The following is a 21,597-nucleotide window of genomic DNA, read 5'->3' on the forward strand; positions in this document are numbered from 1 at the left end:
CTTGACAGTAAGCGCTATATTTAGTTTAATAGCGCCTCAACGAAGACGGCTCGATAGCTCAGTCGGTAGAGCAACGGATTGAAAATCCGTGTGTCGGCAGTTCGAACCTGCCTCGAGCCACCATTCGTTTAAGAATTCTAAAAAGCCCCAAACATTTATGTTTGGGGCTTTTTTTATGGCTGCAAGTTAGCTGGCGGCTATTATGCTCTACTTTCACTGATCTATAACATATCTACGCTACATTTAAATCATATCAGCTCTTTATACTAAGTCTATCTAGGGCTAGCCGATAGGTAAGATGATGAGAGAATTTGATTATGATTTGGATTATAAAAATCTAGATTTGCGCGCGCAGCCTGAGCTATACCGTGTCGGTCGCGGTGAGCAAGGGGTGCTACTGGTAGAGCCTTATAAGTCTGAGATACTGCCGCATTGGCGCTTTGCGACCCCTGAGATTGCGCGTGAGAGTAGCGATACCATTTATCGGATGTTTTTGGATTATCTGGCAGCCGATGACTTTGTCGGCGCTGATATGGCTCGCAAATTTATCCAAATGGGCTTTACCCGCGCGCGCCGCTATGCCAATCATAAGGGCGGTAAAAAGTACAAAGGGGCGGTCCCTGATGATAAAAAAGGTCAAAGCGGTGCCCATGGTCGCGAAGAGCTGCCTCGGCAAATCGAAGACCCTATCAAAGCAGAGTCAGCGCGTATTTTTAAGGAAAAATGGGATTTATGCCGCGAAAATAAAGGGTATGTAGCGATGAAAGCTCATCACCGTGAACGCTATCAAGACATCAAATAAGCTCGCAACATTAAAATTTACTGCTTGCTTATGCTATGGTAATCGTCATCAAACAAGTCTCAATAAAACATACCGCATTTTTAACGGATAGACATCATGGACAAGCAACTTTTAATTTTTGATTTTGATGGCACATTGATTGATAGCGTGCCAGATTTGGCGGATGCAACCAATGCCATGCTGACTACCCTTGGCAAGACGCCCTATCCTCTCGCCAGCATCCGTAACTGGGTTGGTAATGGCTCAAGAATGCTCGTCGAGCGCGCTTTAGTCGGTAAGATAGAGGTTCTAGAAGGTGAGTTAACGGTCGAGGAAGCCGATCACGCTGAGCAGGTGTTTTTTGATGCTTATAAAAATATCAGTGGTAGCAAAACCGTCGCTTATCCAGATGTCGATAGCGGATTAAAACAGCTCAAAGCAGCGGGCTATACGCTGGCATTGGTGACCAATAAGCCGATGCGTTTTGTGCCAAAAATCCTTCAATCGTTTGGCTGGCAGCATTTGTTTAGTGAAGTATTGGGCGGTGACAGCTTGCCTACTAAAAAACCAGATCCCGCACCACTATTGCATGTCTGTAAGGCGCTGAACATTCTCCCAGCACAAGCAATCATGATTGGGGACTCTAAAAACGATATATTAGCCGGACAAAATGCCAACATGGATACCCTTGGGCTGTCTTATGGCTACAACTATGGGAATGATATCCGCGAGCTTAATCCGACCGAAGCCTTCGATGATTTTGGCGCTTTGGCTGACTATCTATTAAAGGGTTCGTCTGCCAATAGTTAAAACCCAAGGCTATCATTTACTACGATAACTGAGCGCCTCTGACACATGAGCGCTGGTGATATCCGTGCTGTCCGCCAAATCAGCAATCGTCCGTGCAACGCGCAATACCCGATGATAGCCTCGAGCAGATAAATTAAGACGCTGCTGAGCAAGCTCTAACAGTTGCTGCTCGCCCGCCCCTAGCTGGATATATTTATCAATCTCGCTCGGACTCAGCTCATTATTGACCTTGTTCTGTCGTACTAATTGACGATTATGTGCTGCCGTTACGCGAGTACGAACTTGCTCAGAGGTTTCTCCAGCTTTAGCATTTTGCAGATCCGCAATCGGTAATGCTGGCACAGTGATATGCAAGTCAATACGATCAAGTAGCGGTCCAGATAGCTTGTCTTGATAGCGTTTAATCTGCTCAGGTCGGCAGCGACACCTTGCTGACCCATCGCCATCATAGCCACACGGGCACGGGTTCATCGCTGCTACCAGTTGAAAATTTGCCGGAAAGGTCATCTGCGAGTTGGCACGGCTAATGGTAATCTGCTTTGCCTCTAACGGCTGCCGTAGGACTTCCAAGACGGTACGATCAAATTCAGGCAACTCATCAAGGAATAGGACGCCTTTGTCAGCAAGCGTTATCTCACCGGGTTTCGGTCGTGAGCCACCACCGACTAACGCCACCGCTGATATGGTGTGATGCACTTGCCGAAAAGGGCGCGTACCATAATTATAATCACTATCTGCAACCGAGTAGGTACTAGCAACCTCTAGCGCATCCTCAGCACTCAAATCTGGCAAAATAGTTGGCAGACGGGACGCCATCAAGGTTTTGCCCGAACCCGGTGGTCCTGTAAATAATAACGAATGTCCACCGGCTGCGGCAATCTCCAACGCCCGCCGCGCATGGTGCTGTCCTTTGACGTCTGCCAGATCTACTTGATAACCTATATGCTGCTGGACTTGGTTTGGCACGACCGCCGTTAAGCGCTCATGCAAAAGACTGCTATCAGTAAGAGCTTGCAAATGATTGCATACCGCCTTTAAATTTGGCGCTGCCAATACAGTGATACCATCGACACGGCTAGCCTCTGCCCCATTGATGGTTGGGACAATAAGTTGCCGTGATGATGCCATCAGCTGTTTATTGTCTTTGAATAGCTGCGACGCTAACACTTCAGCCTTTATCGCTCGTGCAACCGCCAAGCTACCGCTTACTTGCCGCAGCTCACCATTGAGCGCCAACTCTCCAATAAACTCAAACCCTGACAATACCGCTGGATCTAACTGATCACTGGCTGCCAAAATACCAATCGCTATCGGTAAATCAAGGCGAGCACCATCCTTTGGTAAATCAGCGGGCGCTAGATTGATCGTCAAACGTCTATTAGGAAACTGAAATCCAGAGTTGAGTATCGCTGAGCGCACTCGATCCTTGCTCTCACGTACTGCCGCTTCAGACAATCCGACAATGGTCAATGCTGGCAGTCCTTGCGACAGATGAACCTCAATGATGACCTCAGGTGCGTGCAGCCCAACGACTGAGCGAGTATAGACTTGAGCAAACGACATAAGCCTTTCCTATAGAGAGATTTATCGATCATAGAGGATTATTAATAAGTGCGCAAATGTTGCGTGTTTATATATTTTATTCACTAGCATAGATGTTTGACATTGTTATATGATTGATAAATGCTTTTTGTTTATCTTATTCATCAATTTTTTATGGGTTTTATACACGTTTTGATTAACGTTTAAAAAACCTAGCGGTTAATAACCCTAAACAATAAAAAAGCATGAGCAATAAAAAGGAATTTATTGATCATTTAAAGCTTAATAGTGTTTTGTATTTCAGCTTTAGATAACACCAATTAACCATGGATGGGTAAGCTTATGAGCATCAAAGTGCTTAATCGGCGTGTGTATACGCTAACGTTATTAACAGCGGCAGTCTCATTAGGACTGTCTGGTTGTTCGGACAGTGACAGTCTTAGTAGTAATGGAGACTCTAATACCACCTACGCTGTGGATATCCAGCGCACTGAGTTTGGTATCCCGCATATCACCGCTAAAGATTATAAAGGCTTAGGTTATGGCGTTGGCTATGCCTTTGCTGAAGACAATATCTGCTCACTAGCCCGTGAGCTGGTCGTCGCCCGTGGCGAGAGTATGCTATATCTAGGCAATGAAGGTAATGTCGCAAGCGATGTTTTTTATACTTGGTATAACACGCCCGCCCGCCGCGCTGAATTTTTAGCAGCGCAGGACCCTGAGGTTATCGATGCTGTAACAGGTTATGCAGCCGGCTTTAGTCGTTATCTACGTGATAAAGGCGTTGCCAACATTGACCCAGCTTGTGCTAACGCTAAATGGGTACGTGAGATCACGACTGATGATTTGTTGACCGTCTATGGTAAAGCCAACCTGCGTGGTGGCTTATCTAACTTCGTTGGTCCCATCGTTGCAGCAGCACCGCCCGCTCAGAACAGAGTGATGGGCAGCTCAAGGATGCGTAGTATTGAGGCATCGGATCTCGTCGTAGACTCAGCACCTGCGTTTGATATGACCACTATCAACGTGATGGACGGCGGTAGTAACGCTTATGCCTTTGGTAGTGAAGTAACCCGTACCAAGAGTGGCGTGATGTATGGTAATCCACATGAACCGTGGGAAGGGGTACAACGTTTTTATGAATTCCATCTAACCTTACCAGGCGAGCTTGATGTCATGGGCTCTGCGCAACAAGGTCAGCCCTTTATTAACATTGGCTTTAATAAAAATGTCGCTTGGAGTCATACCGTATCGACCGCCAAACGCTTTACCCTTTATCAGCTTAGTCTGGTGAATGGTAATCCAATGAAATATAACTATAAAAACAGTGCTGGCGTCTTTGAGCAGCGTGATATCGAAGCGGTACCTATCACCATTAAATTACCCAATGATCAAACACTGGTTCGACCTATCTATCTATCGCACTATGGTCCTATGCTAGCAGTCGATAAAATTAATGGGGCGCTACCCGCTTGGGGCGCTAACAATCTTGCCTTTACCATCCGTGACGCTGCCTCTGAAAACCCACGCGCCTTGAATCAATGGCGCAGTATGAATAAAGCAACCAGTGTGGAGGATTTAGTAGATAGAATGCAAGACATAGTCGGTCTAGGCTTCGTCAATACCATCGCAACCGACCGTTATGGTAAGGCGCTTTACGCTGATATCTCAACCGTTCCCCACGTTACTAAACAGCAGCTAGAAGCTTGTAGTGCCAATGCCGGTCCATTTCTTACCGGCTTGATTGCGGCAGATCTGCCCGCGCTTAATGGCAGTACAGCAGATTGTGAATGGGGCAAAGATGCCGACTCGCCACAGGTAGGTATTTTTGGACGTTCAAACCTGCCTTTCTTGATTCGTAATGATTATGTTGCCAACTCTAACGACAGCTATTGGCTAAGCAACCCTAAACAGCCACTCACCGATTTTTCACCCTTACTGCGTCGTCGATTAGCACCTTTCTTAGGACCCAATCCTGTCGAGGGTGTGCCTCTACTGATGCGTAGCCGTATGGGACTGACGCAGATAGCGGATCGCTTAAGCAACAAAGACAATCTAGGCGGGAATACCTTTAACCTAGAAAATATGCAACAGGTGGTTTATGGCAACCGCAGTTATGTTGCCGAATTGGTACTTGACGATGTACTCGCTGACTGTAAACTTAATCCTATAATGCCTACTACTGGAGGCTCTGTAGATGCGACAACAGCCTGTACAGTTCTGAGCAATTGGGATCGCCGTAATAATCTTGATAGCAAAGGCGCGCACGTGTTTAGAGAGTTTTGGCGCAATGTAAAATTCACTGAGACCACGGATGTGCTTTTTAAAGTGAAATTTGATGTAAAGGATCCTGTAAACACACCGCGCGGGCTCATTATAAATGAAGAGACGCGTAAAGCTTTAGGTGATTCAATTGCTTATTTCAATAGTAAAAATATCGCACTTGATGCACCATTAGGTAGCCTTCAATACGTTATCGATGCTGGCAAAAATAGCGAGAAAATCCCTATGCATGGCGGCTTGGGACGAGAAGGTATCTTTAACGTCGCACAAGGTCCGGGTCTTAATGACGATGGCACTTATAAACCTATCAATAATGGCCCAACTTATATGCAGTCAGTGACCTTTGATGCCAAGGGTCCCGTAGTAGAAGCGCTGTTAGCTTACTCGCAGTCAGCAGATACGACTCGACCTTATCACCGTGACCAAACGCGCCGTTACTCGGCTAAAGATTGGATTCGCCTGCCTTTTAACGCTAGCGAAATCTCCAAGCAAGCTGTTGGCAATAAGATTCAGTTAAGAGAGTAATATTTGATAGGAATAAAAAAAGACTCTAGGGCAATCCTAGAGTCTTTTTTTATGGCCTAACCATATAATTTATAGGTATATAACTAACCCTTGCTGTCCATGCTACTGTAGGCTGTGATTTGTTATACTAGTCGCTACGTGTTTCAAAAAATTTATGCGTTTTTGTCAGCAATACAGTTATGAGCAAAACCCTAAACTTCTTATGCAAATAGCGATCGATACAGTCAAACGAGGAATCTTGCATGTCAGAACAACTTGATATCAATAGCACACCTGAGCACCTCATTAATGCAAGCGAGCAGCCCACCATGGTGCGTCCGGTCGTGCAACCAGACAATCCCTATGCCAGTACTCGTGGCAGCATCACCAGTAAACAGCTGCCAGCCTTCGATCAAGATATCATTAATAAGTATGATCGTTCAGGGCCGCGTTATACCTCTTATCCAACGGCTTTAGAGTTTGCGCCAATACCAGATGGGCTTGAGGCAAAAATCCTGCAATCGCGCGAAGCTCATGCACCGCTGTCACTGTATTTCCATATTCCTTTTTGTCGCCACCTCTGCTACTACTGCGCTTGCAATAAAATCATCACCAAAAAGAACAGCGATGCGGGTGATTATTTAGAGTATCTAATTGCTGAGATTAAACATAAACGTATTTTATTAACGCCAGCAGAAGATGGTAAAAAACCACTAGTTAGACAGCTGCATTTTGGCGGCGGTACGCCAACTTTTTTGCAAGACAATGAGTTGATACAGCTATGGGAGTTTTTGCAGACGCAGTTTGAGTTTTTGCCAGAAGACCAAGGCGATTATTCTATCGAAATTGACCCACGCGAGCTCAGTGGTGAGACTTTAAAAGTATTGCGCAATTTAGGTTTTAACCGCATTAGCTTGGGCGTGCAAGATTTAGAGGAAACCGTACAAGTTGCCGTCAATCGGGTACATTCAGCAGAATTGATTGAGAATGTATTAAATGAGGCGCGTAAGCTAGGGTTTCACTCTATTAATATTGATCTGATTTATGGTTTGCCACATCAAACCCCAGCAACATTAGATAAAACCGTGCGCCGTGTTATTAAGATGTCGCCCGATCGCTTGTCGGTATTTAATTATGCCCATCTACCGGAGCGCTTTAAGGCGCAGCGGCAGATTAAAGAGGCGGATTTACCGACGCCAGCCGCCAAACTTACCATGCTCGGTAATACTATCAATACCTTAACCGAAGCTGGTTATCAATATATTGGGATCGACCATTTTGCCAAACCTGATGATGAGCTTGCCATTGCTCAGCGTGAGGGCAAGTTACATCGTAATTTTCAGGGCTATACCATCATGGGCGACTGTGATTTATTAGGTTTTGGTGTCTCTTCAATCAGTCAAATTGCCAATGCCAATAGCAGTTATATGCTGCAAAATCATACCGATTTAGAGGTTTATAAAGACACTATCGATGCGGCACGTAATAATCCTACCGTCATGCCAGCAGTCAATATGATTAAAACCTCCATCAAAGATCGCTTACGTGAGTACGTGATTATGAATTTATTGTGTCACGATTATATGGATTTTAAAGACATCAATCAGAAATTTGGTATCGATGCCATCACCTACTTTATCGATGAAATTCAAAAGCTTGGCGAGATGCAACAAGATCGCTTGATTGATATGGATGCTGCTGGTATTCGCGTGTTACCAAGAGGGCGCTTATTGGGTCGCAACGTCGCCATGGTATTCGATGAATACCTTACTACAAAACACAAAGACCGCTTCTCAAAAGTTATTTGAATATTGAAACTATCAGCTAAATTTTTCAACAGTAAAAAGACCTCTATCGAGGTCTTTTTCGGTAAGTGGCTTTTAGTTAAGTGACTTTTTGGCGAGTGATTGAGTGATAAAGGTAAGGACTTATTGTAAATCGTCTTTATGCCCTAGGCATTACGATATATAATCGATTGGCATCTTCTATGGTTTTTTCTTGATCTAGGTATTTTTGCTCAACGCTACTCTGTGCATCGACTATCTCTGTATCTGTCATCGCAAAGTCATCATCATTGAGTAAACCTAACGAGCCATCTTGGCGTAACCATAAGCCTTCAAGCTTATCATGCGGATAATTTAAACTAGCCAATACATCGACAACCAAAGTCTTTTTTACAGGCTTAATAGCCATCTCTTGTAGTATTTGCCAGTTTTCTTCATTTTCTGCTATCAACTGCTCAAGCGTTTGTCCTTCGACTAGCAAGCCAAGCTTTGCATCTTGCTTAACATTCTCATCATTTATAATAGCTTCGATATCTGTTGCCTGCGAGATATCGATTTTGTAGATAAGCTTTGTTGCCGATTTATCTTGCAGTGGGAGCTTGCGGTCATGCTCAATCAGATAAAACGCCTGCTCATTGATAGCCACAATACCAGAAGTCACGTGCTCTGCTTTATCCAATCGATATAGATACTGGGCTATTTGTCCCGACACCAAATTAATCGTTATGATACGCACGAGGCTAGACAGACGTCCTGACTTATTAGGATTGTCCATCGATGACTCCATGATACCCACCAATGTCGATTGATCAGGCGTAATCGTCAAGGCTTCCATACCACGATTAGCACGGCGCTTGGTAAATTCTGTTGGTAATAAGATTGGCTTGCCATTAACGATTACATTATTACGCTCATCATTGGCAAAGGCATTGATACGCGCAATCTCCACCCCATTGGCATCATAATGTACAAGGTGTGGACCATACTCATCACTGACCCAAAAACTGCCGTCTGTCAGTGCGGCAAGTCCTTCAGGATCTAAACCATGAATATCGGTTTTAATCGGATTGGTCACTTCATCAAATGGTAAATCTGGATTGACCGTCATTGGCTGACCATTGATATCATAAGGTACTTCATTGGTGCCGCCCAGTGCCTTTGGATTCGGTAACCCCGAGATGGGATTGCCCTGATTGTCTTTCAGCAGCAGCTCGGCTACTTTGATAATTTTACCGTCAGCTTGCAACTCAAACAGCCCGATAGACGGCGTATAATTTGGCACGAGAAACTGCTTACCTTTGCCAGCAATACCATCAAAATCAGCATTAGGACCACGATCGGTCAGCGCATAAAATTGATTGGCATTGGTTGGATGAGCCGCCGCATCTGAACCATAGCCGCCGCCACGTATTTCTAACTTCTGCTCAGGGTAAGCAGCATTGATATGAGTGGCATCTAGTACCTTATAAGGTAATGGGCTGCCTTGTGGGAAATTCTCTATAGAGAGTATCTTAGTATTCAAGTGTTGCTTAGGCATTGTTATTTTCCTTGTATCAAGTATTTTTATTATTGAATCATTTATTAAAGAATAAGAAGTAAATTTAGGTCAAAAAAATAGCCAGCGCATTGTGAGCTCACTGGCTATTTTTTAATTTTTATCTATATAGTGCATTCAGTAGTAAAACGATACAGCGGGACTGGAAGAAATTTTACGCAGCCTCTGTCGGCGTAGGTGCAGCACGCCAGAAAAATTTATACCAGTTCCGCGTTGCAATATAACGTATCGGTTTTATTGAGAAGCGACTATAGCATTTGCTTAAAGTAAGACTGTTTAAACCCTAAGCTTATCACCGACCATGCCTTTGATGGTGCTTAGAATATCAGCCGGTAATACCACCATTTTTGTGTTATCCGATTCAGCTAGCTGGCGAATCGACTTGATATATTGCTCACCCAACAAGTAGACAATCGGCATCTCCTCCTCTCCCATGGCAGCCGTAATAAGACGGATAGACTCTTCTGAGCCTTTTGCCAGCACCACCTGCGCTTCAGCATCGCGGCGTGAGGCCTCCAAACGACCGTCTGCTTCTAAGATAGCTGCTTGCTTTTGACCATCAGCACGGGTCACTGTTGCTCGGCGTAGACGTTCGGCTGCTGCTTGCTCCTCCATCGATGCTTGCATGGTTTGTGATGGGTTAATATCTTGTATCTCAACTGTCTTTAGGGTGATACCCCAATCAGCAATATCTTCTGAGATGGCATGCTTGAGTTTGGTTTTGATTTCATCACGGCTAGACAAGGCACTATCAAGATCCATCTCACCGATGATTGAACGCAGTGAAGTCTGGACAAGATTACGGATGCCATACTCATAATCTTCAATACCATAGACCGCTTTGTCAGGGCGCACGATACTAATATAGGCAACAGCATTGGCGATAATCACCACGTTATCACGGGTAATCACCTCTTGTGAGGGGATATCAAGCACGATGTCTTTGGTTGTCACTTTATAAGATACGTGATCAACATAAGGGATAATTAAATTCAATCCAGGTTCGAGGGTTTGGCTGTATTTACCTAAGCGCTGCACGACCCATTTATAGCCTTGCGGGACAATTCGCACCCCTTTAAATACCGTAAATACGACCAGTGCAATTAACACGATCATCACTATACTAAAGCTTTCCATAACTTATCCTTATTATTATATGGGCGTACTTTGGCTGATCGCTGATTTTGTAGTCATACTACTCACAATCAGCTCATTACCAACGACATCTGTCACTATCACTCTATCCCCGACCGACACAAGCTCTCCTCGAGTGCGGCACATCCATTCAGCAGCTCCCACAATAGGCACGCTAAAACGTACGATGCCAGCTCTATCTGGCTGTGGCTGCACAATAATCATACCGGTTTCACCGATGATAACACTACCACCGAGCCCAGCTGCGGTACGATTGACAGATAAAGGTTTGATAAACTTAAACCATGCCAGCAAGAAGATAGCAGAAAGCACCAACCAAACGATAATTTGTACAGGTATAGAAATAGGCAATAGCCATGAAAGCGCCGCCACTATAATAGCAGCAGCACCAAACCAAAGACTTGCAAAGGTCGGCACAAACATCTCTATAATCAACAGTAGAAAGCCCAATACCAACCAATGCCAAGGTTCAATCATCCACAGCATCTCCATCATCGCTTTATTCCCTATCCTGATAATCCTAACTTTCAATGTAGCACATTTACTCTGCTAAGGACGTTTTAAAAGCGCATCTATGTTTGCCTTGAACTACGGCTCAGTATATCGTGTTTAAAAAAGCAAAAAAACGACCGCCGAAGCGATCGTTTTTTATTTTGGGCGTTCTTGTTCATACTTTGCTATCAAGTATCAAAACATTAGAACTTTAGCTGTGCACCAACGGTCATTAGATCCGCATCACTACCTAGCTTGTCATATTCAGCTTCAACGCTGAAGTTAGGGTTTACTGAGTAGCCAAGACCGACACCACCAGCTAAACTTGTGTCTTTGTTAGTACCATTATAGAAACCTGCTGGAGAAGTACCAGTCGCTTCTATTTCAGTTCTTGCAACACCTAGTTTACCTTTAGCATATAAACCAGTGTTTGGGAAAGCATAACGGTACGTACCATAAGCGCCGTAAGTTTTTGCGTCGATGTCACCGCCTCTGTAATCAGCGTCATCTGAGCCTACAAATTCAGCTTCCATACCGAAGTTAGGATCGAAATTATAGCCTGCATAGACACCATATGCGGTTGGATCATCAGCGCCATCAACGTCTAAATCGAATTGACCGACTTTAGCACCAACGTATGGTTGGCCAGTATAACCGTTACCATAAGAGACGGCAGCTTGTGCACCCATGCTTAATAATGAACCCGCTGCTAGTGCAAGTAGAGTTTTCTGTAGAGTTTTCATGTGTATCTCCTTAAAACAACTGTGGACAAACAAGTTAATTTATTTATGTGGACTTTTTAGTCATATCGCCTTGTTTGCTAACGATGTATACATAGTAACAAACCATGTCAAAAACTCTGTCAGTGTTTAATGGTAAGAAAGTTAAGTTTTGCAAGTGTTTATCAGTGTTGAAGTTACAAAGAGCGATATATGAAATCTTTTGTTACAACCACTGGGTTTGTGCAATAATCGCTACTCATTATTGAGATAATTTACTCAAAAACTGATTTTAATAAGTGCAAACGATCAAATAAAAGCGCTCCAACAGAAAAAGGGACATCAATGACTGCTCTCATTATCAATCATCTGCAAGCAGCACTCGACGCGTTAAAATCGGCGAATCAATATCGCCAAATACCCAATCTACACCACCATGAGCGCCATGTGATAAGTGAAGGCAAGCGTTTACTCAATATTGCTAGCAACGACTATTTGGGTTTGGGTAGTAATGATCAATTAAAAAGCAAATTCCTCAATCAACTTAGCCAATTGCCAATCGATACTGTTCCGAGGATGAGTGCTACCTCGTCTAGGCTTTTGACAGGTAACGATGAGCAGCTGCAAGCCTTAGAGACTGAACTACAAGACTGGTATCAAAACGCCATAAAAAAGCAAAACCTCGCTTGCTCAAAATCGGTGCTGGTATTCAATAGTGGCTACCATGCCAATATCGGTATTTTGCCCGCTCTGACCGCACTGCCTATCAAGACTCTGATTTTAGCTGACAAGCTGGTACACGCTAGTATCATCGATGGCATACGCCTGAGCCAAAGCAAGCTGGTCAGTTATCGTCGTTACCGTCATAACGACTATGAGCATTTAGACACATTTATTGAGCAAGCAGATGCAAGTATTGAGCGCATTATTATCGTCACCGAAAGTATTTTTAGTATGGATGGCGACCGTGCTGACTTAGCGCAGTTGGTACAATTAAAAGCCAAAGATGCTCGTATTGAGCTATATATCGATGAAGCACATGCTATCGGTATCTTAGGTGATACAGGCTTAGGGTTGGCAGAGGAAACCCAGACGCTGGCTGCTATTGATTATCTGGTGGGAACTTTTGGTAAAGCTTTTGCCTCTATTGGTGCCTATATCATGTGTGATGATATGGTCAAACAATGGCTGATCAATCAAATGCGCCCCCTTATTTTTAGCACCGCGCTACCTCCGATTAATCATGCCTGGACACGTTTTATCTTAGCAAAAATGCCAAGCTTAACTGAGCAGCGCCTTCATCTGGCGCAGTTATCTGCTACGCTAAGGGCTGCTATACCGGAGCGCCACCGCCTATTATCAACTCATCAAGAGACAGGCTATGACTCGCCTATTGTGCCTTATTTGCTAGGGGATAATGCGCTTACCGTCAAGAAAGCAAAGCAGCTACAAGCAGCAGGATTTTATGCCCTACCTGTTAGACCACCTACCGTTCCTGCCAATACTGCTCGTATCCGTTTGGTAATGAATGCAGCATTGAGCTTAGATGACTGTCAGCGACTGATAGCGCATTTATAATGCGATTATTTGTCTTTTAGTAAATGATTTATTTTAGCTTTAAGCGATCATCGACTTATTTGGATGTAATAAACGATATGAAAAATCCTGCGATACCGGACACCTTTAGCCCAAGAAAACAAACCATCGCCCGTCATTTTTCCACTGCTGATGACTATGACCAGCATGCTAAGATTCAACAGCAGGTCTGCCAGCACTTACTCAATAACATCGCTCATAATCTGCAAAAAAGTGTGTTAGAAATCGGTGCAGGAACTGGTCAAATGACGCGCTTGTTGGCAGAAAATATTGAAAGTCAGCACTGGTTTATCAATGAGCTGTGTCCTGAACGGGTGGCGATATTGCAATCGATCATACCGACAGCCACCATACTGATCGGCGATGCCGAAACCACTCAGTTATCTAAAGGACATAGCCTGATAATCAGCGCCAATGCCGTCCAGTGGTTTGATAACCCACTTAATTTTGTCAAACAATCCGCTCGCTGTTTACAAGCAGGTGGACAATTGGTTTTTAATACCTTTACCTCAGATAATTTTTTGCAGATTAAGCAACTAACAGCTCAAGGACTACATTATCCTGCAATCAATGAATGGCAATCAGCCCTAAAAGAGGCGGGGTTTGAAAAAATTGAGTGGTCGACTCAGCGCTTTGATGTGCCCTTTGCCAATCCCTACGCTGTCCTTAAACATATGAAGCAGACGGGCGTCTCAACCAATCAAACGCAAGAGCAATCAAGTGGTAGCCGTAAACCTTTTATATGGACCAAATCTCTATTAAAGCAATTTGAGGAAGCCTATTGGCAACAGTTCTCTGAAGTCAATGACAACGGTCAATCTTATGTCAACCTGACATATGATGTGCTAATGATAAGCGCTTTTAAAGCATGATTGGTATTTTGTACTCTTATTCATAACAAAAAAACGCACCCCGAAGGATGCGTTTTTTATTAACTAGATACTAGCAGTAGTATTATTTTTTATCGTCTTCTACTTCAGTGAACTCAGCATCGACCACATCGTCGTCTGCTTGATTGCTTTCGCCTGCATTATCCGCACCTTGTTGGAACTGGTTTGGATCCATACCTTCTGCACCAGCGCCGCTATCTGCATAAATCTTCTGGCTAACTGGCAAGAAAGCATTGTCTAATGCTTCAAGCTTGGCTTTGATCTCTTCATGATCATCTTCTTTTGCAGCCGCTTCAAGCTCAGAGATAGCCGCTTCTACTGATGATTTCTCATCGTCAGATACTTTATCAGCCGCATCTTTTAGGGCTTTTTGTACCGCATGGATACGACCATCTGCTTCGTTACGTACTTGTGCTAGATTGGCGAATTTCTCGTCTTCAGCGGCATTGGCTTCAGCATCACGAATCATTTGTTCAACTTCTTCGTCCGACAAACCAGAATCTGCTTTGATTTGGATACTTTGCGCTTTACCAGTCCCTTTGTCAGTCGCTGAGATGTTCATGATACCATCAGCGTTGATGTCAAAGCTTACTTCGATTTGTGGCATACCACGTGGCGCTGGTGGGATATCCGTTAAGTCAAAACGGCCAAGCTGTTTATTTTGGTTCGCAATTTTACGCTCGCCTTGATAAACCTGAATACTAACCGCTGGCTGGTTGTCTTCAGCCGTTGAGAATACCTGTGATTTCTTAGTAGGAATCATGGTGTTTTTCTCAATGATAGGCGTCAAGATACCACCCATGGTTTCGATACCAAGTGTCAATGGCGTCACATCAAGTAGCAATACGTCAGTTTTGTCACCAGACAATACCGCACCTTGAATCGCAGCACCAGCAGCAACCGCTTCATCAGGGTTCACGTCTTTACGTGGCTCTTGACCGAAGAACTCTTGTACTTTTTGCTGTACCAATGGCATACGAGTCTGACCACCAACCAAGATGACATCATCAACATCACCGATTTTTAGACCTGCATCTTCAAGGGCCATCTTACATGGACCCATAGTGCGTTGTACCAACTCTTCCGTTAAGCTCTCAAGTTTTGAGCGGCTGATGGTAATAACTAAATGCTTAGGACCGCTGCTATCAGCTGTGATATACGGCAAGTTTACTTCTGTGCTTTGGGCACTTGATAGCTCGATTTTTGCTTTTTCTGCCGCTTCTTTTAGACGCTGCATCGCAAGAGAGTCACCTTTTAGGTTCACATCTTGCTCTTTTTTAAATTCAGCGACTAAAAAGTCAATCAACGCTGAGTCAAAATCTTCACCACCAAGGAATGTATCGCCATTGGTCGCTAATACTTCAAACTGCTGCTCGCCATCGACGTCAGCGATTTCGATGATTGATACGTCAAAAGTACCACCACCCAAGTCATAAACAGCAACGGTGCTATCGCCTTGCTTTTTATCCATACCGTAAGCAAGTGCGGCAGCTGTTGGCTCGTTGATGATACGTTTTACATCCAAACCAGCGATTTTACCGGCATCTTTGGTTGCTTGACGCTGTGAGTCATTAAAGTAAGCAGGTACAGTAACTACGGCTTCAGTAACCGCTTCACCAAGATAGTCTTCAGCTGTTTTTTTCATTTTTTTCAAGATTTCAGCAGAAACTTGTGGTGGTGCTAATTTTTTACCGTTTATTTCGACCCATGCATCACCGTTATCAGCTTTGGCGATTTTATAAGGCACCATACCGATGTCTTTTTGCACGACTTTGTCATCAAAACGACGACCAATCAGACGCTTAATGGCAAACAAGGTGTTGTTTGGGTTGGTAACCGCTTGACGCTTCGCTGACTGACCGACAAGGATCTCGTCATCTTTATAAGCGACAATCGATGGTGTGGTACGTGTACCTTCAGCATTTTCGATGATCTTAACTTTATCACCTTCCATCACTGCGACACATGAGTTGGTTGTACCTAAATCAATACCAATAACTTTACCCATAATGAATTGCTCCTAATTTATTTTTGAATTAACTATATACGCATCCAGATCTTAGGTGATATAAACCTATTCGATCACATGTTGCTTTATATCGGTTTGCTTATGTATTTTTTCAAGTCATTTACAGTATGAAAAAACCTTTTTCTGTGATTTTCTGGTTAAAGCCTCACTAATATTAAGGTTTAGCCATGTTAAATACTGCTTATTTATTATCTACAGTATTTAATAACGATTGAAACACACGACTGTCTTTAAATTACTGTCCAACACGTACCATTGCCGGACGTAATAAACGTCCATTTAAGCTATAGCCTTTTTGCAATACAGTACCTACCGTATCCGCTGGTGCTTCTGGGTCAATACCGACTGCTTCATGAAGATCAGCGTTAAATTTCTCGCCTTGTGGCTCAACCACTTCGACGCCGTTTTTATTCAGTACATCTAGCAATGCTTTATGGGTCAATCGCACGCCTTCAGTAACAGGGTCGTCTGCATTGGCGTTCTCAATCGCACGCTCCAAATTATCGACCACTTCCAAAAGCTCTTTGGCAAATTTCTGTAGGGCAAAACGTTTGCTCTTATCCGCCTCTTGCTCCATACGTTTTTGCGCATTGTATGTTTCGGCATTGGCACGCGCGGTATGCTCTTTGGCTTGTTTTACTTCGCCTTCTAGCTCAGCGATACGCGCTTTAAACGTATCTAAATCGATATCGTTTGCAATCGTGCTCTCTGTACCTTCATTATTTTGTGGATCAAATTCTTGCAAGGTCTCATTTAAAATACTGTCGTCATGTTCAATATTGTCATGTGATACATTTTGATCAATCGACTCATGGTTGTTATTTTGCTCGCTCATGATAGCTCCCTAAGATTTCTTAGTATGAATGGTTGATAATATGGATAAAATAGCGCACAAAATTAGCGTAGCGCGCCTTTGTGCCTTTATTACTAATGGATGTGTTACTCATCTAGAGTGGTCGAGAGTAGCATTACTAACGATTGATAGGCTTATCTTGCCTACTTGACCGCCTATTTAAAATCTGTCACTCGTCGTCTCTTTAACTATCTTGCAATAGCTGCTTGATAAAGGCTGTGAGCTAAAATTTCAAGTCTATTACGAGGAATTTTTCTTCTCTACAAGAAACCTTATGCAGATTAAAGAAAATAATCAGCTATTCATCCCTTTTATAAGCACATAACTGATCTTTAGTAAGCACAAATAAGCAGCGACGCCAACAAAAGGTACAAAAAGTCGTCATTTACTCCCAATCCTTTACGCTTTCTACCTAAAGCATTACCAAAAAATACTCAACTTAGTTTCTGATTATTTTATAATTGCTATACTTATCATGGGTTTAACCATAGTTATTCCATAGTGCCCTATATCGGTGCCATATATCAACCAAATACCAACAGTTAGTACTGACCATCAAGCAGTACTTACCACAACTTTAAGGGGTGTTATGTCTCATTCAACAGTACTATCAGTCAACACCTTACTTAATAAAGCGGTGAAGACCCTAAATCTTATGTCATGCGGACAAGATAAGAATATCAAAAGCACGGATGCCGCTATATCAGCTGACATGCTAGATATAGAAGAGCCTATGTTGCAAGAGAGTGAGTTGCAAGCCAGTAAATTGCAAGACAGTCGCGAGGCTAAAAACCTATCTATCAAAGAAAAGATACTCGATCACCATCTGATGAGCAGCTATCAGCCGCATCTACTGCACTATGCCATAAAGAGCTTTGGCTGCTTGCCAACGTCGGTGCTTGAGAGCTTGATCAAGTGTTTAGATGGACCTACCTCAAAGCAGTATTTGCATGTCGATGCTCATCTGCGCTTGATACTTGCCGTCAATCGTAAGCTTAAAACGCCTTTACAGTCGATAGAGATGACCGAGCTACGCAAACGCTTTGCTGCCGATGCCGTTGCTATGCAAGCCCCAAAAGTATGGCAGCAAGCCCGCGATACTTTACGCAACCCTATCAGACCTTTTGCTAAAAAGTCTGAAAACACTATTCGTTGGCAAGATAAGACCATTGCTAATGCTGATGACGGCGATATGACCATTCGCTGCTATCAAAATGAAACTGCGGATATAGGCTTTGGCTTTAAAAAAGAGCAAACCAATAATCCTGATGAGACCGTGCTATTATTTTTTCATGGGGGCGGGTTTTGTATTGGTGATCTTAATACTCACCATGAATTTTGTCATGCAATATGTGAGCAGACAGGCTGGCCTGTCGTCAGCGTTGATTATCGCTTGGCACCCGAACATCCTGCCCCTGCTGCTGTAAGAGACTGTATCAGTGCTTATGCTTGGCTGGCTGAACATTGTGAAGCGTTTGGTGCCTTGCCATCACGTATTGTATTAGCAGGCGATAGCGCAGGCGGTGGCTTGTCGACGTTGATAGCTCAGCAAATCATCACGCCAAATAAAGACGCTTGGCTTGATCTGGGTGATAGCGGTCAGAAAACATTTGATATATTGCAGAACTTGCCCCATCCGATGGCACAAATGCCGCTATACCCTGTGACTGATATCGAAACGGATTATCCAAGCTGGGAGTTATATGGAGAAGGTCTGCTGCTTGACCATGCCGACGTCGCCGTTTTTGACACGGCTTGTTTAGAAAACAGTCCATTACCCCGCCAGCATATCTTAACGTCACCGATGCTGGGAGACAATCGATACGTTTGTCCAAGCTATGTCGTCGCTGCAGAATTAGACGTCTTACGAGATGAAGCATTTGCTTATGCCAATAAGCTTAAGAGCTATGGTATAGCGGTACAGACCCATACAGTACTTGGCGCGCCGCATGGTTTTATTCACTTTATGAGCGTTCATCAAAGATTGGGGCAAGAAACGCAGCTTATCATCACAGGGTTTGCGAGATTCGTGCGAGAAATTATAAAAACTCGGGCATTATTGAGTGCTTAATGGGTGCTTTATATCTTAAGTGCTTATTAATATTAGCTTTGAGCACTTATGAGATTAATTATCCAAATTTCAGAGCGCGTGCCCAACCTAAATGGCACCGCTCCAATACCATAGCCTGAGGTGACCAAAAACTGGCTGCTATTGACTTCTTTCAAACCATAAACCAAAGGTGTAAACCACTTTAATACTACCGTTAAAGGAAATATTTGACCGCCATGGGTATGTCCTGATAAGTGCAAATCAACAGGCAAGTCCTGTATCTCTGTTAAAGCTTCAGGGCTGTGCTCCAAAAATAGCACTGGTTTATCAGTTTGGATATCAGCCATCAAATCTGCCGCAACAGGGCGATTCGGGTCTGTAGCATCGGAGCGCCCAACCAGTAAGACGGCATCATCTAACCAGACATTTTTATTATCAATGACCTGTATACCGGCACGCTCAATCGCTTTGGCAATCGCAACCTCATTACCAGAGTAGTCATGATTGCCCAAGGTTGCATAGACGCCAAGCGGCGCTCTCAGTTTTGATAAATGCTCATGCATATTGGTTTTATCATAAGCATCGGTAGAGTCATTCATGACGTCACCGGCGATCAGTACGGTATCAGGACTTTGCTCATCTATCAGGGTAACCATCTTATCTATCTGCTGATTGCCGAACCATCTGCCCAAATGGGTATCAGAAACTAACGCAATCCTCATCGGTTTGGCTAAGTTTTTGTCTGTCTTTATCGTCAGCTGATGAACCACGGGCGAATAAGCATTAAAGACTGCCAAACTGACAATATCTATATAAGTCAGCACTGCAAATGCGCGAATGGCGATAGGATTGAGTGTTTGCTTGAGAATTTGGTTATAAATAATAGCAACGACAGCGCTGATAAGGCCTGCGTACAACATAAATCCTTGTAGGATACTAATGACCAGATAAACATGAAAACGCTCGCGCCAAAACTCACTCAGCCCGTAGATCAGAAAAATATTATTAATGATAAAAATGCTAAAGAGTAAGCTGAGATGACTAACACGCTGTGTTGGTTTGATTAGCCACCAAAACATCATACTTGTCATCAACGCCAATAATTGCGTACCTATGATAAAAACCAACATAATCGAATTTAACCAGCCAAAGACGCACGTATAGTACGTCAATATTCTTACCTATTGACGACAGAGTTTTTGTTTATTGAAACCTGACAATATTTATCTGCTTATACTCTCTACGGTATGAAGAAGAGATAGTGGAACGGAGATAAATATTACGCAGCTTCTGTCGGCGTAGGCGCATCATGTCAGAAAATTTTATACCTGTTCTGCAATGCGATGCAATGTATCTGTTTTATCTACAACCGACTCTATGATTCCAATAAAAATAAGCATCTTGTTTCACGTGAAACAAGATGCTTATTTTTATCGATAAAATACCTATCGTAATTTCTATTTATTACGGCGAACCTGTTTATTTTATTTATTGCTCTAAAGCTTCTTTAAGTGTCTGATGTTTAAACTTAAACCCAGCATCCAGTAAAGCTTGTGGCAATACGTTCTGTCCATCGATAAGCAGAGTCGACATCTCACCAAACATCAGCTTGAGTAAAAACTTCGGTAAAGTGAAAAAAGTTGGGCGATGTAGCCATGCTCCCAATATTTTGGTAAAAGCATGATTGGTCACAGGATTTGGCGCGGTCAGATTGTAAATCGTTGCGCCTTTATTGCTTGGTATATGGTGAGTGGCCTGTGTAGCATCATTACTCTGATAGGTGCTACCGTTAAGATGCTGGTCTATAATAAATATCACTGCTGCCACCCAATCATCACGGCTGATCCAGCTCATGATTTGTTGACCATCCCCCAACTGCCCACCTATGCCCAGTTTAAATGGCGTCAAAAGCTTGCTCAGCATACCGCCTGCTGGATGTATCACCACGCCTGTGCGTACAATCGCCACAGCCACACTAAGCTCAGTCGCTTGTTGCGCCAATCGCTCCCAATCATCACATAGCTGATGGGCAAAATCGGCCTGAAAACCACTGTTTTCGGTCAAAGGTTTATCGCCTTGACTGCCATACCAGCCAATCGCTGAACCACTAATCAACAGTTTTGGCTTTACATGACTGCGGGCCATAAATGCCAGTATATCTTTTGTTGGTTGCATTCGACTGGCTAGCAGTTGTTCTTTACGGTCGTCACTCCAGCGCGCATCCGCAATCCCTGCACCCGCTAGATTTAAAATCACATCGAAATAGGTATCTGAGCTGGCAAGCTCATCATAGGTCATCATTGTGACATCACGAGGATGTGCTTGATTACTATCGCGAGTTAGCCAAGTAATCTGTAACTTCTTATCCGTCTTTTGATAGTGCTTTAGCATCGCTTCACTCAAAGCACTGCCCAAAAACCCTGAACCACCACTGATTAGAATATTCATCGCTGATAACCTTATGAAAGATGATATTCTCATCAGTGTGACAAAAACACCGTTATGAAAACAAGGGGATAAGTGTAGACGTTTGAGCTTAGTAGCACGGAGCAGA

At 43.6% G+C, this 21,597-nt stretch carries 16 protein-coding genes and 1 tRNA gene; 8 read left to right on the forward strand and 9 right to left on the reverse strand.

Going from position 1 to position 21,597, the window contains the following annotated elements:
• Nucleotides 1–47 precede the first annotated feature (47 nt).
• From ABYU67_RS06220 to ABYU67_RS06230, 3 genes are all read left to right on the forward strand, one after another.
• Nucleotides 48–123 (forward strand) — tRNA-Phe (locus ABYU67_RS06220).
• 178 nt (nt 124–301) lie between these two features.
• On the forward strand, nt 302–802 hold the full coding sequence (locus tag ABYU67_RS06225) for a DUF4385 domain-containing protein (RefSeq protein WP_372844174.1): 501 nt from the start codon (nt 302–304) through the stop codon (nt 800–802).
• A 96-nt stretch (nt 803–898) separates the two neighbouring features.
• Nucleotides 899–1,591, forward strand: coding sequence for a phosphoglycolate phosphatase (locus ABYU67_RS06230; protein WP_372844139.1), 693 nt, complete (start codon nt 899–901; stop codon nt 1,589–1,591).
• A 12-nt stretch (nt 1,592–1,603) separates the two neighbouring features.
• Here the strand turns inward: ABYU67_RS06230 and ABYU67_RS06235 are convergent, their stop codons facing one another.
• The gene (locus ABYU67_RS06235) at nt 1,604–3,154 is read right to left on the reverse strand and encodes a YifB family Mg chelatase-like AAA ATPase (RefSeq protein ID WP_372844140.1); all 1,551 of its coding nucleotides are present in this window, start codon (nt 3,152–3,154) and stop codon (nt 1,604–1,606) included.
• Nucleotides 3,155–3,475: 321 nt separating this feature from the next.
• On the opposite strand from ABYU67_RS06235, the gene ABYU67_RS06240 reads away from it, so the two are divergent.
• Together ABYU67_RS06240 and hemN are read left to right on the forward strand one after the other, a co-directional pair.
• A complete protein-coding gene (locus tag ABYU67_RS06240; RefSeq protein WP_372844141.1) occupies nt 3,476–5,941 on the forward strand; it encodes a penicillin acylase family protein in 2,466 nt (821 codons plus the stop codon).
• Between the two features lie 242 nt (nt 5,942–6,183).
• On the forward strand, nt 6,184–7,728 hold the full coding sequence (gene hemN, locus ABYU67_RS06245; RefSeq protein ID WP_372844142.1) for an oxygen-independent coproporphyrinogen III oxidase: 1,545 nt from the start codon (nt 6,184–6,186) through the stop codon (nt 7,726–7,728).
• Between the two features lie 136 nt (nt 7,729–7,864).
• On the opposite strand, the gene ABYU67_RS06250 is transcribed toward hemN, so the two are convergent.
• The 4 genes from ABYU67_RS06250 to ABYU67_RS06265 form a co-directional block, all read right to left on the reverse strand.
• On the reverse strand, nt 7,865–9,241 hold the full coding sequence (locus ABYU67_RS06250; protein ID WP_372844143.1) for an esterase-like activity of phytase family protein: 1,377 nt from the start codon (nt 9,239–9,241) through the stop codon (nt 7,865–7,867).
• 294 nt (nt 9,242–9,535) lie between these two features.
• Nucleotides 9,536–10,396 (reverse strand): SPFH domain-containing protein, encoded by an 861-nt coding sequence (locus tag ABYU67_RS06255; protein WP_372844144.1) that lies wholly within the window; start codon nt 10,394–10,396, stop codon nt 9,536–9,538.
• Between the two features lie 15 nt (nt 10,397–10,411).
• On the reverse strand, nt 10,412–10,909 hold the full coding sequence (locus tag ABYU67_RS06260) for an NfeD family protein (protein WP_372844145.1): 498 nt from the start codon (nt 10,907–10,909) through the stop codon (nt 10,412–10,414).
• A gap of 200 nt (nt 10,910–11,109) precedes the next feature.
• Nucleotides 11,110–11,649 carry a porin family protein gene (locus ABYU67_RS06265; RefSeq protein WP_372844146.1) on the reverse strand — a complete coding sequence of 180 codons (540 nt, stop codon included), beginning with the start codon at nt 11,647–11,649 and terminating at the stop codon, nt 11,110–11,112.
• A 321-nt stretch (nt 11,650–11,970) separates the two neighbouring features.
• Between ABYU67_RS06265 and ABYU67_RS06270 the strand changes: the two genes are divergently transcribed.
• Nucleotides 11,971–13,203 (forward strand): 8-amino-7-oxononanoate synthase, encoded by a 1,233-nt coding sequence (locus tag ABYU67_RS06270; protein ID WP_372844147.1) that lies wholly within the window; start codon nt 11,971–11,973, stop codon nt 13,201–13,203.
• A gap of 77 nt (nt 13,204–13,280) precedes the next feature.
• The gene (locus ABYU67_RS06275; RefSeq protein ID WP_372844148.1) at nt 13,281–14,093 is read left to right on the forward strand and encodes a methyltransferase domain-containing protein; all 813 of its coding nucleotides are present in this window, start codon (nt 13,281–13,283) and stop codon (nt 14,091–14,093) included.
• A gap of 82 nt (nt 14,094–14,175) precedes the next feature.
• Here the strand turns inward: ABYU67_RS06275 and dnaK are convergent, their stop codons facing one another.
• Nucleotides 14,176–16,119 (reverse strand): molecular chaperone DnaK, encoded by a 1,944-nt coding sequence (gene dnaK / locus ABYU67_RS06280; protein WP_372844149.1) that lies wholly within the window; start codon nt 16,117–16,119, stop codon nt 14,176–14,178.
• Between the two features lie 256 nt (nt 16,120–16,375).
• The gene (gene grpE, locus ABYU67_RS06285) at nt 16,376–16,975 is read right to left on the reverse strand and encodes a nucleotide exchange factor GrpE (protein WP_372844150.1); all 600 of its coding nucleotides are present in this window, start codon (nt 16,973–16,975) and stop codon (nt 16,376–16,378) included.
• 607 nt (nt 16,976–17,582) lie between these two features.
• On the opposite strand from grpE, the gene ABYU67_RS06290 reads away from it, so the two are divergent.
• A complete protein-coding gene (locus tag ABYU67_RS06290) occupies nt 17,583–19,064 on the forward strand; it encodes an alpha/beta hydrolase (RefSeq protein ID WP_372844151.1) in 1,482 nt (493 codons plus the stop codon).
• 32 nt (nt 19,065–19,096) lie between these two features.
• Here the strand turns inward: ABYU67_RS06290 and ABYU67_RS06295 are convergent, their stop codons facing one another.
• Both ABYU67_RS06295 and ABYU67_RS06300 read right to left on the reverse strand, forming a co-directional pair.
• Nucleotides 19,097–20,173 carry a metallophosphoesterase gene (locus ABYU67_RS06295; protein ID WP_372844152.1) on the reverse strand — a complete coding sequence of 359 codons (1,077 nt, stop codon included), beginning with the start codon at nt 20,171–20,173 and terminating at the stop codon, nt 19,097–19,099.
• Nucleotides 20,174–20,531: 358 nt separating this feature from the next.
• Nucleotides 20,532–21,491: a TIGR01777 family oxidoreductase gene (locus ABYU67_RS06300; protein ID WP_372844153.1), complete on the reverse strand. Its 960-nt coding sequence runs from the start codon at nt 21,489–21,491 to the stop codon at nt 20,532–20,534.
• Nucleotides 21,492–21,597: the final 106 nt, after the last annotated feature.

Source organism: Psychrobacter sp. (genome assembly GCF_041554015.1).
In the GTDB taxonomy this organism is placed as follows: domain Bacteria; phylum Pseudomonadota; class Gammaproteobacteria; order Pseudomonadales; family Moraxellaceae; genus Psychrobacter.

Coding starts and splice junctions, on each gene's coding strand:
- ABYU67_RS06235 (WP_372844140.1), bottom strand. CDS start 3,154: ATGTCGTTTGCTCAAGTCTATACTCGCTCAGTCGTTGGGCTGCACGCA.
- ABYU67_RS06250 (WP_372844143.1), bottom strand. CDS start 9,241: ATGCCTAAGCAACACTTGAATACTAAGATACTCTCTATAGAGAATTTC.
- grpE (WP_372844150.1), bottom strand. CDS start 16,975: ATGAGCGAGCAAAATAACAACCATGAGTCGATTGATCAAAATGTATCA.
- ABYU67_RS06290 (WP_372844151.1), top strand. CDS start 17,583: ATGTCTCATTCAACAGTACTATCAGTCAACACCTTACTTAATAAAGCG.
- dnaK (WP_372844149.1), bottom strand. CDS start 16,119: ATGGGTAAAGTTATTGGTATTGATTTAGGTACAACCAACTCATGTGTC.
- ABYU67_RS06240 (WP_372844141.1), top strand. CDS start 3,476: ATGAGCATCAAAGTGCTTAATCGGCGTGTGTATACGCTAACGTTATTA.
- ABYU67_RS06270 (WP_372844147.1), top strand. CDS start 11,971: ATGACTGCTCTCATTATCAATCATCTGCAAGCAGCACTCGACGCGTTA.
- ABYU67_RS06265 (WP_372844146.1), bottom strand. CDS start 11,649: ATGAAAACTCTACAGAAAACTCTACTTGCACTAGCAGCGGGTTCATTA.
- ABYU67_RS06230 (WP_372844139.1), top strand. CDS start 899: ATGGACAAGCAACTTTTAATTTTTGATTTTGATGGCACATTGATTGAT.
- ABYU67_RS06255 (WP_372844144.1), bottom strand. CDS start 10,396: ATGGAAAGCTTTAGTATAGTGATGATCGTGTTAATTGCACTGGTCGTA.
- ABYU67_RS06300 (WP_372844153.1), bottom strand. CDS start 21,491: ATGAATATTCTAATCAGTGGTGGTTCAGGGTTTTTGGGCAGTGCTTTG.
- ABYU67_RS06225 (WP_372844174.1), top strand. CDS start 302: ATGAGAGAATTTGATTATGATTTGGATTATAAAAATCTAGATTTGCGC.
- ABYU67_RS06260 (WP_372844145.1), bottom strand. CDS start 10,909: ATGATGGAGATGCTGTGGATGATTGAACCTTGGCATTGGTTGGTATTG.
- ABYU67_RS06295 (WP_372844152.1), bottom strand. CDS start 20,173: ATGTTGGTTTTTATCATAGGTACGCAATTATTGGCGTTGATGACAAGT.
- ABYU67_RS06275 (WP_372844148.1), top strand. CDS start 13,281: ATGAAAAATCCTGCGATACCGGACACCTTTAGCCCAAGAAAACAAACC.
- hemN (WP_372844142.1), top strand. CDS start 6,184: ATGTCAGAACAACTTGATATCAATAGCACACCTGAGCACCTCATTAAT.